The 14659-nt window shown below is 64.7% G+C and carries 8 protein-coding genes and 1 CRISPR repeat array (1 of these 9 running past the window's edge); all 8 genes read right to left on the bottom strand.

Annotation, left to right across the window (positions count from 1 at the left end; translation table 11 throughout):
* Positions 1-5485: a CRISPR direct-repeat array (repeat unit 29 nt; unit sequence GGGCTCATCCCCGCGTCCGCGGGGAGCAC) (it extends 2481 nt beyond the left edge of the window).
* Between the two features lie 52 nt (positions 5486-5537).
* From cas2e to cas3, 8 genes are read right to left on the bottom strand one after another with little or no spacing between them, the layout of a single operon-like run.
* On the bottom strand, positions 5538-5918 hold the full coding sequence (gene cas2e / locus ABLE92_RS12930; RefSeq protein WP_348805179.1) for a type I-E CRISPR-associated endoribonuclease Cas2e: 381 nt from the start codon (positions 5916-5918) through the stop codon (positions 5538-5540).
* Positions 5912-6871 (bottom strand): type I-E CRISPR-associated endonuclease Cas1e, encoded by a 960-nt coding sequence (gene cas1e, locus ABLE92_RS12935; RefSeq protein ID WP_348805180.1) that lies wholly within the window; start codon positions 6869-6871, stop codon positions 5912-5914. Before cas1e ends, cas2e begins: the two co-directional genes overlap by 7 nt.
* Positions 6871-7557: a type I-E CRISPR-associated protein Cas6/Cse3/CasE gene (gene cas6e, locus ABLE92_RS12940; RefSeq protein WP_348805181.1), complete on the bottom strand. Its 687-nt coding sequence runs from the start codon at positions 7555-7557 to the stop codon at positions 6871-6873. The genes cas1e and cas6e overlap by 1 nt, the downstream gene beginning before the upstream one ends.
* Positions 7557-8243: a type I-E CRISPR-associated protein Cas5/CasD gene (gene cas5e, locus ABLE92_RS12945; protein ID WP_348805182.1), complete on the bottom strand. Its 687-nt coding sequence runs from the start codon at positions 8241-8243 to the stop codon at positions 7557-7559. The genes cas6e and cas5e overlap by 1 nt, the downstream gene beginning before the upstream one ends.
* Positions 8240-9361: a type I-E CRISPR-associated protein Cas7/Cse4/CasC gene (cas7e, locus tag ABLE92_RS12950; RefSeq protein ID WP_348805183.1), complete on the bottom strand. Its 1122-nt coding sequence runs from the start codon at positions 9359-9361 to the stop codon at positions 8240-8242. The genes cas5e and cas7e overlap by 4 nt, the downstream gene beginning before the upstream one ends.
* A 7-nt stretch (positions 9362-9368) precedes the next feature.
* Positions 9369-10019 (bottom strand): type I-E CRISPR-associated protein Cse2/CasB, encoded by a 651-nt coding sequence (gene casB, locus ABLE92_RS12955; protein ID WP_348805184.1) that lies wholly within the window; start codon positions 10017-10019, stop codon positions 9369-9371.
* Positions 10000-11637 (bottom strand): type I-E CRISPR-associated protein Cse1/CasA, encoded by a 1638-nt coding sequence (casA, locus tag ABLE92_RS12960; RefSeq protein ID WP_348805185.1) that lies wholly within the window; start codon positions 11635-11637, stop codon positions 10000-10002. The genes casB and casA overlap by 20 nt, the downstream gene beginning before the upstream one ends.
* A gap of 1 nt (position 11638) precedes the next feature.
* Complete coding sequence (gene cas3, locus ABLE92_RS12965) at positions 11639-14374, bottom strand: CRISPR-associated helicase Cas3' (RefSeq protein ID WP_348805186.1); 2736 nt, start codon at positions 14372-14374, stop codon at positions 11639-11641.
* Between the last annotated feature and the right edge of the window lie 285 nt (positions 14375-14659).

Raw genomic sequence — 14659 nt, forward strand, 5'->3', positions numbered from 1 at the left:
GGATGGAGATGTACGACCACAATCCGTGGCTCATCCCCGCGTCCGCGGGGAGCACAGGAGCCCGCGGCGGTTGGCTTTGTCGTCAGTGGGCTCATCCCCGCGTCCGCGGGGAGCACGATGGAGCTGGCCCCGTCGTAGTCGAGGGCGCGGGCTCATCCCCGCGTCCGCGGGGAGCACGGACAGCGGATCGGCGACAAGCCACTCAAGGAGGGCTCATCCCCGCGTCCGCGGGGAGCACCACCCCCTCGAGTGCCGTCCCGAGCTTCGTGAGGGCTCATCCCCGCGTCCGCGGGGAGCACGTAAGGCACCTGATATGGTCCGCGTCGACAAGGGGCTCATCCCCGCGTCCGCGGGGAGCACTGCGGACTCCAATAGCAGGTCTCGATATGCTCGGGCTCATCCCCGCGTCCGCGGGGAGCACGTGGTGGTGGCTACTCGGTAGGGGCTCATCTCGGGCTCATCCCCGCGTCCGCGGGGAGCACGCACACGCCACCGGGGGTCGTCGTAGGTAGTCGGGCTCATCCCCGCGTCCGCGGGGAGCACTGGAATTATCTGGCTTACGAACCATTGAACGAGGGCTCATCCCCGCGTCCGCGGGGAGCACTCGTCCACCCAGGCATCACCATCCTGAGACAAGGGCTCATCCCCGCGTCCGCGGGGAGCACCACGTGCGATATCGTTCACGATATTTTCCTTTGGGCTCATCCCCGCGTCCGCGGGGAGCACAAAGTCCGCCATTAGGTCACGATTGAGTAACGGGGCTCATCCCCCCGTCCGCGGGGAGCACTCGCCGCCCGCCCCGCACCCCCAGGTGTAGACGGGCTCATCCCCGCGTCCGCGGGGAGCACGAGGCCGCCGCAGCCGAACTCTCCCGCGGCCTGGGCTCATCCCCGCGTCCGCGGGGAGCACATCACCGGGAGATCGGCCAACGGTCCGAGGTCGGGCTCATCCCCGCGTCCGCGGGGAGCACGACACTCACGTGCAGCGCGCGATGAAGGCGACGGGCTCATCCCCGCGTCCGCGGGGAGCACGCAGGTGAGCAGCAGTAGCCGGGACGCGGGGACGGCTCATCCCCGCGTCCGCGGGGAGCACCACTTCACCAACGGCCAAGGCTACGTCGACACGGGCTCATCCCCGCGTCCGCGGGGAGCACGTGCTCCCGTATCGCCCGAATCTGGACCGCCCGGGCTCATCCCCGCGTCCGCGGGGAGCACTCGTTCACACCGGGCGCCGACTGGCCTCCGCAGGGCTCATCCCCGCGTCCGCGGGGAGCACCCGGCGGTCGTGGTTGCGGCCGTGGTGGTCACGGGCTCATCCCCGCGTCCGCGGGGAGCACCCCACGTCGACATGTCCAGTCCGTCAAGCCAAGGGCTCATCCCCGCGTCCGCGGGGAGCACCGCTGGACTTTCCATCGGTCATCCATGGACTCGGGCTCATCCCCGCGTCCGCGGGGAGCACCGCACTGGCCGTCGCGATGAGGTTCACGGCCGGGGCTCATCCCCGCGTCCGCGGGGAGCACATGGCAGTCAGTGCCTAATGTCGACTCTAGACGGGCTCATCCCCGCGTCCGCGGGGAGCACCAGCGTCCCTGGTCGTCGCACCCCGTGCCGGAGGGCTCATCCCCGCGTCCGCGGGGAGCACTTATCTCGACTCTGATCACAATGTCATGTTTCGGGCTCATCCCCGCGTCCGCGGGGAGCACTGGCCGGCCATCGGTCTCTGGGGTTCGATCGAGGGCTCATCCCCGCGTCCGCGGGGAGCACTGCCAGCCGCGCGCCTGCGGATCGCGAAATGCGGGCTCATCCCCGCGTCCGCGGGGAGCACTCGGGGATTCTGCGGGAGCGTACCTGGTCGTGGGGCTCATCCCCGCGTCCGCGGGGAGCACTTCGCGATCGTCTTCCCCGCATTCGTCACCACCGGCTCATCCCCGCGTCCGCGGGGAGCACGAAACGCTGCTACCTGCGTCAACCCCCTGAGGCGGGCTCATCCCCGCGTCCGCGGGGAGCACCAGAGCCTGCGAGCGGGGAAACCATCGGACACGGGCTCATCCCCGCGTCCGCGGGGAGCACCGGGCGAGGGCCGCCGACAGCAGGCCGTGCTTGGGCTCATCCCCGCGTCCGCGGGGAGCACTCTCCGATGTGAGTTCGTATTTGGTCATGGCTGGGCTCATCCCCGCGTCCGCGGGGAGCACGCCCTCGACACCCGGTTCGTGAAGGCCTCCGGGGGCTCATCCCCGCGTCCGCGGGGAGCACGCCGGGGTATCATCGCTGATCCACGGGATCTCGGGCTCATCCCCGCGTCCGCGGGGAGCACTCGATCAACTCCAGGCGGGTGATGTCTGCCCCGGGCTCATCCCCGCGTCCGCGGGGAGCACTGGTGGCGGACACAGCAAAGTGGGCGAATATGGGGCTCATCCCCGCGTCCGCGGGGAGCACCACCGACGCCGACCACCCGACTCCACGATCGTGGGCTCATCCCCGCGTCCGCGGGGAGCACCCCGCGGGGAGGACCCAGCGGGGGGTGAGGCCGGGCTCATCCCCGCGTCCGCGGGGAGCACACATTGACCACTGCGACCGGGCGTGCCATCGCGGGCTCATCCCCGCGTCCGCGGGGAGCACTTGATCCCGTTGAACGCGGGCAGGATTGCGTTGGGCTCATCCCCGCGTCCGCGGGGAGCACCGTTGGCAATCGCGCTCAGGATGGTGCCCAGCGGGCTCATCCCCGCGTCCGCGGGGAGCACGCCCTGATCGAACACACCGGCCTTGTCGACGAGGGCTCATCCCCGCGTCCGCGGGGAGCACGCGCAGTTCGCACCCCGCCAGCCACTCGCCGAGGGCTCATCCCCGCGTCCGCGGGGAGCACTTCACCGCCGACACGAACACCGTGACCGGGGTGGGCTCATCCCCGCGTCCGCGGGGAGCACCCGAGTGACGGCCTTGATCTACTGACCGCATCGGGCTCATCCCCGCGTCCGCGGGGAGCACTCCCACATGCCGTCGCCGTGCAGGGTGTGGGTGGGCTCATCCCCGCGTCCGCGGGGAGCACCAGCAGCGCGACATCTGGATGGGGTTCGCGCAGGGCTCATCCCCGCGTCCGCGGGGAGCACCCGAGCGATCGGCTCCCGATGACGCAGCCGGGGGGCTCATCCCCGCGTCCGCGGGGAGCACCCGAGCGATCGGCTCCCGATGACGCAGCCGGGGGGCTCATCCCCGCGTCCGCGGGGAGCACGCCATCCACCCCCGGACTTGTTGCCGAATTTTGGGCTCATCCCCGCGTCCGCGGGGAGCACATCGCGACCTGGGTGGTGACCGACGCCATGTAGGGCTCATCCCCGCGTCCGCGGGGAGCACTGCGACGTCGCGCCGGCCACCGCCTGCATCGAGGGCTCATCCCCGCGTCCGCGGGGAGCACGGCATCCTGCCTTAGCTGCTTTGTGATTCTCGCGGCTCATCCCCGCGTCCGCGGGGAGCACGCGCGCACGACCGGCTCGGGAGCGCGGAAGGTGGGCTCATCCCCGCGTCCGCGGGGAGCACCTCGCCAACACACACTCCGGTGCCTGGTTCGCGGGCTCATCCCCGCGTCCGCGGGGAGCACTACCTCGCGGAATCGGAGATCACCGACGAGGAGGGCTCATCCCCGCGTCCGCGGGGAGCACTCGGCGGACTACCTGCGCAATCTGCTGCCGGAGGGCTCATCCCCGCGTCCGCGGGGAGCACGAAGACTCCTAGTTCCTTGGTCGCATCCTTGAGGGCTCATCCCCGCGTCCGCGGGGAGCACGGGCATCGGCGACCCGATGGCCCCCGGTGGTGGGGCTCATCCCCGCGTCCGCGGGGAGCACCCTTTCGTATACTTGCTGATTGCCACCGCAAAGGGCTCATCCCCGCGTCCGCGGGGAGCACGCGAGGTACTCGTCCCACGCCTTCTGCTTCTCGGGCTCATCCCCGCGTCCGCGGGGAGCACGCCCGACACGTTGCCGATGACAGGAACGAGCTGGGCTCATCCCCGCGTCCGCGGGGAGCACACCCTCGAAAAGCGCGTAGACCGGACTGTGGAGGGCTCATCCCCGCGTCCGCGGGGAGCACGCCCTGCAGCCACCACCACCGCCGGACCCGCAGGCTCATCCCCGCGTCCGCGGGGAGCACCCGACCATGCAGTGCCGGCAATAACCGCGCCCGGGCTCATCCCCGCGTCCGCGGGGAGCACCACCGTCAGATCCACCGCCGTGCCACCGAGACTGGGCTCATCCCCGCGTCCGCGGGGAGCACTGAACCTCAATCTGCTTATTCGTGGGCACCGAGGGCTCATCCCCGCGTCCGCGGGGAGCACCGCAGCGTCGCTGCACCCTCACTCACGAGCTCGGGCTCATCCCCGCGTCCGCGGGGAGCACAGCAACTCGCGCAACGCCTTCTCGGTGATGTTGGGCTCATCCCCGCGTCCGCGGGGAGCACGCGCTCGCCGCCACGTCGATGGTGCCGCAGCACGGCTCATCCCCGCGTCCGCGGGGAGCACGGTGTCGTAGCGGGCGATCGACTGCGGGCGGAGGGCTCATCCCCGCGTCCGCGGGGAGCACGGGTCGGTGCTGTCGGCATGAAGGAGCCCTCGGGGCTCATCCCCGCGTCCGCGGGGAGCACCCTCGGCAAACAGCAGCTCGCCGAGCGGGTGGGGGCTCATCCCCGCGTCCGCGGGGAGCACCCGGTGGAGGCGCCGTTGACTCCGCAGGCGGCGGGCTCATCCCCGCGTCCGCGGGGAGCACGACCTGAAATGGGTCCAGTGCTGGTCGAATCCGGGCTCATCCCCGCGTCCGCGGGGAGCACGTCGGCACGGACTGTCTCCCATCCGTCGCCTAGGGCTCATCCCCGCGTCCGCGGGGAGCACGCATCAGGTGATCGGCGCACGGGTCGACCGGGGGGCTCATCCCCGCGTCCGCGGGGAGCACAACGACACCGGCCAGATCATGGTGCGGATCCCGGGCTCATCCCCGCGTCCGCGGGGAGCACAACCCGTCATCGACAGCGTTCGGCGTTGGCCAGGGCTCATCCCCGCGTCCGCGGGGAGCACGATGGATGAGCTGCCGTCGTAGTCGAGTGCGCGGGCTCATCCCCGCGTCCGCGGGGAGCACAGCAGATGGTGCGCCGCGATTTCCAGTCGGGTGGGCTCATCCCCGCGTCCGCGGGGAGCACCCGGGATCCAGCCGAACGGGTTTCCGGAGGTCGGGCTCATCCCCGCGTCCGCGGGGAGCACTGGAACGTGGGCGTGTGCACCGCGGCCAACGTGGGCTCATCCCCGCGTCCGCGGGGAGCACGCCGTTGAGCACCCCGACGAGAACCACACCGTGGGCTCATCCCCGCGTCCGCGGGGAGCACTGTCGTACGGACAGTAGGTGCATCATGCTGCGAGGCTCATCCCCGCGTCCGCGGGGAGCACATCCGCTTCGTGTATGTCGACTACCCCGCGCAGGGCTCATCCCCGCGTCCGCGGGGAGCACACTTGCTGAGCAGTAAGAATAGCCCCGATCAGGCTCTCGTTCGTTCAGACTCTCAAGCCGACGATCCGTCGTTTCGTCGCTGCATCTTTCGCGCCTTACGATATCGACTCGCCTTGCTCCAGCCGGCCCGCGGCCGGGCTGCGCCTTCCAAAGACTCACCGGTGTGGGGCCGCCGAACCAACCGCACACCATCGATGTCCACTGGCTGCCAGTCGTATCGGTGTACGAGAAACTCAAGTCGCTGCTCGTTCTGAGCGGGAAAGACCATCACTGCGCGCCCGTCCTTCACAAGTTCCTGCACGCGCGCCCACACCAATTCACGAACTCGTCGATTGAGTACTCCCACGAACACTCCTGGGCTGATCTCCAACAACCAGCGCGTCAGGTGTCCTCTCAACCCGGCGGGACAGGCCGTCACGATGAGAACTACCACGGCACCTCATACTCGTCGTCACCATGACTCTGCCCGGCCGCAATGGCTTCGCCCCGGTCATCCCAAAGGTAGACCACGTCTGCGTCGTAATCAGAGACCTCGGCGTCGTCACCGACCAACAGCTGCTTCACATCAGCAGCACAGCGCGGCAACAGCTTTGCTGCGAAAACGGCGTCGCGGACTTTCCTCCGCGTCACCGCGGGAACGTCATCCAGCTCTTCGGCGGCAGCCACGTCGAATGCGACCGGAATGGCAATCTCGGCCTTGTACAGATCAGCAATGTCATACACAAAAGACCGGTCGTGTCCGGTGTGCACGAAACCCAGCCCAGGCGAACACCCAAGCGCCACGATCACGGCGTGCGCCACACCGTACAGGCAGGTGGTGGCAGCCGAAAGTGCTTGGTTAACAACATCCGACGCTGCAAAGTCGTTGGGATCGTAGTCACGGCGCTTCCACTCGACCCCCGTTCTTTCTGCGTGCTCTCGATAACTTCGCCGGACTCTCGCACCCTCTTTCCCACGCAACTGTTGCATGGTGAGCGACGAGGTGTCCTCTTCAGGGAACCTCATTGCGTACATCTTGCGTGCAACGCTCAGCCGCGCGTCTCGATTGCTCACCGCTCGCGCTTGGGCATCCAGTAGCCGACTCGAACGCCCGAGCGGCCTCCCATGTGCGTAGTAGCGGACGCCGTGCTCTCCTACCCAGACCGTCGTCGAACCGGACTCCGCCAGCAACACCATTGCCTGATGTGTGACGCGAGTCCCCGGCCCCAGTAGCAGCGCCCCGATCGTCGCCGCCGGAATGTGAATCACTCCGCGGTCGTCTGTGGCTGTGATCGCATTGTCGGCGCGATGCACCGTACATCGTTCAAGGTAAATGAACGAGAGACGATCCGCCACCCGCACGAGTTCAGTGGGCCGCACCGGCGGCGGCCCAGGTACTGAGCCCACTAGACGCGGGAGCCGTTATGCGCCAATGTCATCAGGCCGCAACCGTACGCCTTCGCACGTCCGATCCCGTTGACCAATGACTGGCGCAGCAAGTCAGAATCTGACACAACGAGCACTCCTTCGTAGGTCGCGAAACCGATTGTCACAGAACCCGTGTCACGCTGCGTACCTCGCGACCTGCCGAACCGCATCGTGCCGCGCTCCACAATTCTCAGCGCCCGATCACCCGAACCGTCGTCGGGGATATCAAACCCGCGCGATTCGGCACGTTCGATCAGCCACGCCAACTGGTGCTTTTCGGACACGTGGGCGACTGGTTTGGTATCGCTGTCCGCCTTCTTCCTGATGCTGTGAACGGGGTTCGCGCGCAGGCGAAAAGAGTACCGGTCACCTTCACGCAGGTTCTGCAGAACAGGAAGGTAGCTCCGCGTTTGCCACATGTTCCCCGTCTGCCATCCGGCCTGCTCCACCACATGACTCAGATCGGGTTCGGTAGCGCTGACGATGTACAGATACGTTTCATCTCTGGTCGGAGAGTCCACTCGCCATAACGCGCGCGATTGCTCGGACGCTTCTTCCTTTGGCGGAAAAGCTGATTCGACAGCAGCATGCATCGCTTGCGGGTAGGAGAGCAACTTGCCGGCACCGCGCCGTCGGCGGTTGATGGGCATCTTTGTCAGATACATCAGGCACCACCGAGGATTGCCATCGGATCGTGGAGGTCTCTGCCGTCCGCGTTCTCCACGGCTACCCAGCGCTCTTCCACATGCCGCCACGCGTACTCGCGCCGCCTCGGATCGAAACTGACAGGGACGTCGCGTACGGTATCGCCACTGCCTGGACGTCCGTCCACTACAATCCGTAGGCCTACCGTCTTCCCTTGCTTGCCCCGGTAGTCAGCGGACGCCTGCCAGGGCGTACTTTCAAGAACCCTTGCCATCGGGGCATCACTCACTTCCAAGAACAGCGGCCGGCTCGGGGGGCATGACCGCCTGCCGAGGTACAGCGGATACGCGGGTCTCTTGATCGCGTCGGACAGCGATTGCACCAGTTCCTTTTCGCCCTCGACCGCCGAGACGAAGATTGCGTCGGCAAGGTAGTAGCGATTCGACAACGGCATCGTGCGCTTCCCGTCAAGACTCCTCGCCACCTGAAAGTCCCGCATCAGTGTCCCAGGCTGATCAATCCGAACGCCGAAAGACAAGCCGAGGAGGTGCTCAATGCTCTCCGTACGCCGAATCCCTTGCGCCGCAGCCAGTAGGCCAAGGACACCGCTCTTCGTAGGTTCAGGCCTCGTCTCACGGTTCGTGAAGCGGCTCGCTGCTCCCCAGGCCTGCATCGGGCCCGCAAGGCAGATGGACAGCGTGGTCATGCCGATGCGCTCAGCTCTGCGAGCACGGAGTCTTCCACGCGAGCAACCAGCTCGCTCAACGCCAAGGATTCACCGAGAGCTGCAACTTCAAGCGCTGCGTCTCCGACGCCGGAGTGAAAGGTCGCTCGCGCGGGACCGTAGACGCCCGAGATCTCGGCCTCTCGCTGGACCAGCTTCTCAGAAGCGAGCGACACTGCTCCCCGATCGAGTGTCGGTACCACAGCCTGCTCGAACGCCCCGACAAGGTTCACGGGCTGATCATCGCGGATGGCGACCACGACAACCTCCGGTAACGTCCGGTTGGCGAACGTGTTCTGTTTGCCGGTGGGCATCGAGCGCACAAAGGACTCCAGAAATGTTGCGGCAGCTCGTGCAGCAACAGCGGCGTCACCCAGATTGGCCTCTAAGCCTTTCACATTGACGGTCGCGTAGCGGTACAACGTGGAGGAGTTGAACTCGATGGTGCCGATCATCCCTGCGCCGGTCTCGTGCTCGGACTGGACGAAATCGTCCACGGCGGTGAAGTAGTCAAACTCTTGCTCGACCGCCTGCACACTGATGGCATGCGCGACCTGCACCGACGCGTCCACGTTCAGCTCAGCGTCGTCGGCAATCATCCGACCGAAGAGCGCAACATCGATACTGTTGTCGGAATTGACGATCGCCTTAACGTTCTTCTTATCGAGATCACTCTCACCGTCGACTGAGGCCAGCGCCAGTTCGGCGAGTGAATCCAGTTGCGTAGCACTCAGAAACAGTAGGTATGTGGACTCGTCGGCCTTCTTCGGCTCATTCTTCGCCACCTTCGGAGAAGTCATCTTGATGCCCGCAGCAGTAAAAACCTTGGAGGCCAGAGCATTTGCTTCCGCTGCATCGAACCCCTCCCGCCGAGCCGCGATCCGACGACCGAGTAACTCGGCGACCCTTCTGGTGCGATAGCCGATGTTGCTGTCGTCGAAGCCGTCATTGAAGTGCTTCCGCGTGGCTCGCTTCCACGCCTGGCTGGATACTCGGGCCCGACGCGTTCCGCCAAAGATGGCAGTTTTCGGACTGCCGGTGTCGTCACGGTTGATGTTGCTCGGTGGAACCGATTGGAGGACATGGATATCGATGAACATGGGTGTGTCAGCCTTCCGTGGTGTGAGTTGAGTGTGATGAATCCTCCGAAGCGCGCTGCTCGCGCTTCGGTTGCCGGACGAAGTCGCGTCCCCACTGCAGGCGAACCGATTCTGCCCACCGCCCACCGCGATAAAGAGCGGCAAGATCATCTGTGAGACGACCGTAGTCCAGGGCTACTGGAGGATCCGCAGACTTCAGCAACGAGATCATCGACCGCGCATGACGTTCGACACCCGCTTCGGTATCGGCGAGCGCGATCGCCTGCAATCTCTTTCGGATCGCAGGCTCGTCGTCCGGCACTCCAATCAGCCGTCGCGCAGCATGTCCCATCGAAACGTCTGCCACGTGCACCGGTACACGTCGTCCTTGTTGGTGGAACGCGTAGAGACCGACAGCAATACACACGGCACGTTCGCGCGGAGTTGCCTGTTGATCCGATGGCGTCTCCGGGACGAGTGCAAGGGTGTCGTCCCACACCTCCGGTGTGGTACCCGGCTCCCTGTTCAATGACTGTCTCAAGCGCGCCAATCGGCCGAGTATGTCAGTGTCTCGCGCGTCGCTCAGGTACCTGCGTTGCAGCGACGACACCGACCCATTGACGGCTCTACCCAGATCAGAGAGCCGCTGGAACTGCCTCTCACCCACCGGCTGTGTCATTGTTGTCCCTTCCTATATTGGCGAATGCCTCTGGCAGTTCACGATTCAGTGACGCCCGAAAGCTTGACTCCGCCTTTGGCGCATCGATCCACCTCGGATTGCCTTTGTTGTCCTTCACCGATCGCCCGATGAACGCCGGCCGTCCCGCGTCGCGGACCAAGTGGTCGGCGAGATCTCTGGCGATCCGATACAACTGGCGATGCCAACCGCCAACCAGTTGATCCAGGTCGGCATCATCGCCAAGTGCGACCACCCATCGGCGAAACGGTTGGTCGGCGGCAGCCATGAACTGCATCATGGCTCGCTGCCGATCTCCATCGCCCTCGCCACCCGCTGCAATGGCCAGATCACGAGCAAGGGAACCGAGCACGCGGGACACCCGTTCGGCTGTGTCGGCTGCGTCGCAGGCCCGCCGCCGAAGCTCGTAGGAGGAGAGGCCGGCGACTCGCATACTCAGGGCGTCGTCGATACTCGCTCCGATCACGCTGGCCTGGCTGTCGTAACGCAATCCGTATACGTGCGCGACGATCAAGTCATCGGGATCGATGAGTTCTTGCTGCGCAAGGTAATCAATCCATTTAACGACCCCCGGAGCGTAACCCGCCCCACTACCCCGCGAATAGTCGTCGACATCCATGAGCAGGCCCTCGATACCTCGCCACACGGCTCGGTCCGGATCGAAAGCGCGCGGGTAGAAGCGAGGATCTCCTGACTTCTTGGACTGGATCTCGCTGTACCGCCACGGCGACCACAGCTCTGTGGCGAAGCGATTGAACGGCTCGATGCGATCGCCATTGCCGATGACCACACCAACTGCTCGGTCGGCTTCATAGCGAACGTGGATGCGGCGACTCTGCCAGGTGAGCAGGTCAAGCGGCCCTCGCGGTTCGTTGTCCGATCGAGGAAGAACATCAAGTTGTTCGCGCTCCCACACTGGCACGTCACCATCGGTGATTGTTGACTCGCCGCCGACCACGAGCGCGAGGCTCAAGAGAAGTGTTTGTGCGACCGTGCGCCCCTCGATGAGCACGCCCCCCAGTTGGCCAACCCATGCAATCCCGATGGGATACCCTCTGCCACCCGTGGTTCTGGGATCACGTTTGTCTCCGGTCTTGATTCCGGATGGGTCGTATGCCTGTGCATGCACGATCCACCGCGCGGCCTCGGCGAGCGACATATCGGCAGCGCCGCTTCCAGCCCTCGTCGTGAAGTACTGGAACTTCGCTGGCACATCGCTGACGAGAAGGCCGATGGATTTCATTGCATTGCCCGATGATTGGAAGTCAGACACCTGGTAGAAGGGTTGCTTAGAATCCAGGAGGTCGAAGCGCGAGTGCACTTCCGCCAGGTAGGCCGAGAGTTCTTCGGTTGGGAGCTCCCCGACTTGCCACAGTTCCTGCCACCGATCAGGTGGCCACTCTCCCCAGTTGACAGCGCGCCGGACCACTGCCAGCAGCAGCCGGGCGATGGCGAATTGTTGAGTAGGCAGATCACCGCCGATTCTCGAAAGCCGGTGTGCCGACGCCAACAACTCAGATATGGAGTACTCCCTGGTGTCGCCGCCAAGGTCGGTAGCGATGATCCACGGTTCATCGATTAAGTTGAACGACTCGATCACGTCAGTGTTCGACCTTTTCATGTACGAGCCCTTCGATGTCGTCGTAGCGCAGAAGGTAATCCTGCAACTCAGTCATGTTCTCCGCGTTGAGTTCTAAGACCAGTTCGCCTGCGAGCCAGCGAGATTCCTGCCACCCCGGGTACATCCTCTTCTCCAGCTCTTCGATCGTCTTTTCTGTCACGTTGCCGTTGATGCACAATGCACGTGGAAGGCGAACCGCTGAGCCGAGGACCTTGCGCGCCACCCTCGTATCTGGTTCGTACTCGATCTCCACTGGATCGCCCCCGCACTGCGGCAGTAGGAACACCGCGTTTCCGACACGGCGAGTGACCAAGACTTCGATGCTTTCTTCGGTGTCACGCACTTTCGCGAATCCTGCGGGGTCGTCGACATCTCCGACGTTCACATCCAGCCAGTCGAGCAGGCTCTGCTTCTTCGCCGGACCGCTGATCCGCCACTGCTCGGCACGGTGTTGTTGCGCGCCCACGACGCGACGTCGTTCGTCATCGGCCGCTGTCAGCGCGGCCCGCCAGTCGTCGGCTACCTCGATCTGCTCCGCATAAGCACGTTCGACGAGGACTGGAATATCTCGCGGGACCGCAATGACCGATCGATCGCGAAGAACGGCCGCGGACCTCAACAGCCTTGCCTCCCCGTATACGCTTCGCGACCCTCTCTCGAACTCAGGTGGACCGCCCGACCATTCACTGACCGCAGTGACCACCAGTCGCGGGTGCCCGTGGGAACCACGATTGGCACGAGCGTGCCGATGCAGCCTACCCAGACGTTGCAGGATCAGGTCGACAGGCGCGAGATCACTGATCATCAGGTCGAAGTCCAGATCGAGAGATTGCTCGATCACTTGCGTTGCGACCACGATAATGCGCTGGGGCCGTGAGCCGTCGCGACCCAACTGAGCCACCAGTTGCTTCTCGAGCGCCGCTCGGTGGTGCTGGACAAATCGTGAATGCACCAGGACCACATCGTCGCCAAACTCTTGTCTCAGTAGCCGAGCTGTGGCCTGGGCCCGGCCGACCGTATTCCGAATGATCGCGAGACATCCTCCGTCGTCGACGTTTTCGTGCACAAAGCGGACCAAGACGTCATCCTCGTCGTCGAGTCGCTCCAGCGACACCTCGACCGATGGGCCGGCATCCACACGGTAGCTTTGGCGACTGGCGCCGATCGCGCTGACCACCGGGTAGTCGGTGGTGTCTGCGAACTCACCCAACCCGTCCCACCCCCTTCCCCGTTCGTATGCCTGGGCAAGCGCGAGTCGCTGTGCAGGTGGCAAAGTGGCCGATAGCAAGATGACTGGCACGCGATACGCCGCGAGCCATTCGAGTACTCGGACCAAGTACACCCGCATGTAGTCATCAGCGGCATGGACCTCGTCGAGTATCACCACCTTGTTCGCCAGGGCGAGATGCCGCAGCACCACATGCTTGGCCTTCAAACCGGCGAACAGCACCTGGTCGATGGTGCCGACGACGAAGTTGGCGAGCATCGATCTCTTCCGTCCGAAGAACCACTGGTGCGCAACGACTTCGACACCACACTGGCCAGACTGCGAATGCGCTCCCGAGTCGACGTCTGTCAGTCGCGGACGAAGCCTCGTGAAATCTTCATTCAGATATGCCTTTCCATGCGCCAGAGAGATACTCGTGACCAGATCAGGACCTTGATGGCGTAGCCACTGGTGTACGCGATCGAACATCGCATTCGAGGTGGCCATCGTCGGCAGTGCCACAAATACTCCCGAGCATCCGAACCGAGCACCGAAATGTTCTGCCGCCGCGAGTGCCGCTTCGGTCTTGCCAGAGCCCATCGTCGCCTCGACGATCAGCATCCCCGGCTCGGACATGGCCCTTGCCGCGTCAACGACCGCTTGTTGCATTGGGTTGGACGACGCCCCGGCAGGCAGATCAAATCGTTGAGTGAGCAACTGGTCCAGGTTGTCGATTGGACGGGCGCACCATGGCTCGGGTAGCGCCAGCAGATCCCACGCAATGGCGGCAGCGTGCTCGGACTCCGACCGATCCGACAGCGGGAACAGGTCGCTACTCGCGATCCAATCGCACATGATGACGAAACCTGTCCACAGGACTTGTGCCCGAGCCGACAGTGATCGATCACGGAGTTTTTCGAGTACTGGGCCGGCATCAAGTTCTGCCGCGAGATGAGTGATCAACTCGGTACGGGCGGAAGCCCACTCTGGTCCGCCGAAGTATGTGCTGCTGACACTCCGGGGACCGGCTGCACCAGTGGACGGCGGCACTCCATGGTGCCCACCGGCCACAACGGCAACCCGCTCTGCCGCACCAGGCCGGAAACCATATTCCTTGCGCAGGAAGGTATGGATTGCGTGATAGCTGATCACCGAATGAGGAACTCCGGGACGCTTGCTGCAGCCCGCCGGAAAGTGAAATCCTGCGTCCCGCATAGGACCGACGAGATCGATTCCTCCTGGAGTGTTCGACAGCGACTCAACCTGGATCGCGAACGTCGGGCTGAGCTTTCCGACATCGTGAGTCGCAGCCAAGAATCTCCCGAGGGTGCACGCCTCGTCGTCGGTGAAACCTTCACTCAAGAATCGTTTTGTCGAGTCCGCGAGCCAGCAATGCCAGAGATATCCGGCAACCTCGGCCGAATCCTCAGAATGCCGGATCAGCGACATCCACTCCCCGGTCTGCCGCCGCGACTTCGCCCATGCAGACTGCACCTGACGACTGAGCACTACACATCCTTTGGTCTCTACCGGCGCAATCCGTCCATCAGCCAAGTCGACGGGTCTGACATTTCTCAGAAGTCGGGACACTGGCCCACCGCATCGCGGCTCATAAGGAGCGGCCAGGAAGCGGCGAGGAGCGGCGGCGTCAGGACGCAGCTGTCGACAGCCTGACACCCGAACACCAAATATGGAGCGTCCCTCCGATTCTCGATCGAGAACGAGCACTCCCGTGTCGCTTCACGCTTTGGACCAAGTGACGACTGGGCGTGAATCACGTTCGCAGGAAACAAG

Origin of the sequence: Gordonia oleivorans, assembly GCF_040044975.1 — a bacterium.
In the GTDB taxonomy this organism is placed as follows: domain Bacteria; phylum Actinomycetota; class Actinomycetes; order Mycobacteriales; family Mycobacteriaceae; genus Gordonia; species Gordonia oleivorans.

Coding starts and splice junctions, on each gene's coding strand:
- cas6e (WP_348805181.1), bottom strand. CDS start 7,557: ATGTATCTGACAAAGATGCCCATCAACCGCCGACGGCGCGGTGCCGGC.
- cas5e (WP_348805182.1), bottom strand. CDS start 8,243: ATGACCACGCTGTCCATCTGCCTTGCGGGCCCGATGCAGGCCTGGGGA.
- cas7e (WP_348805183.1), bottom strand. CDS start 9,361: ATGTTCATCGATATCCATGTCCTCCAATCGGTTCCACCGAGCAACATC.
- casB (WP_348805184.1), bottom strand. CDS start 10,019: ATGACACAGCCGGTGGGTGAGAGGCAGTTCCAGCGGCTCTCTGATCTG.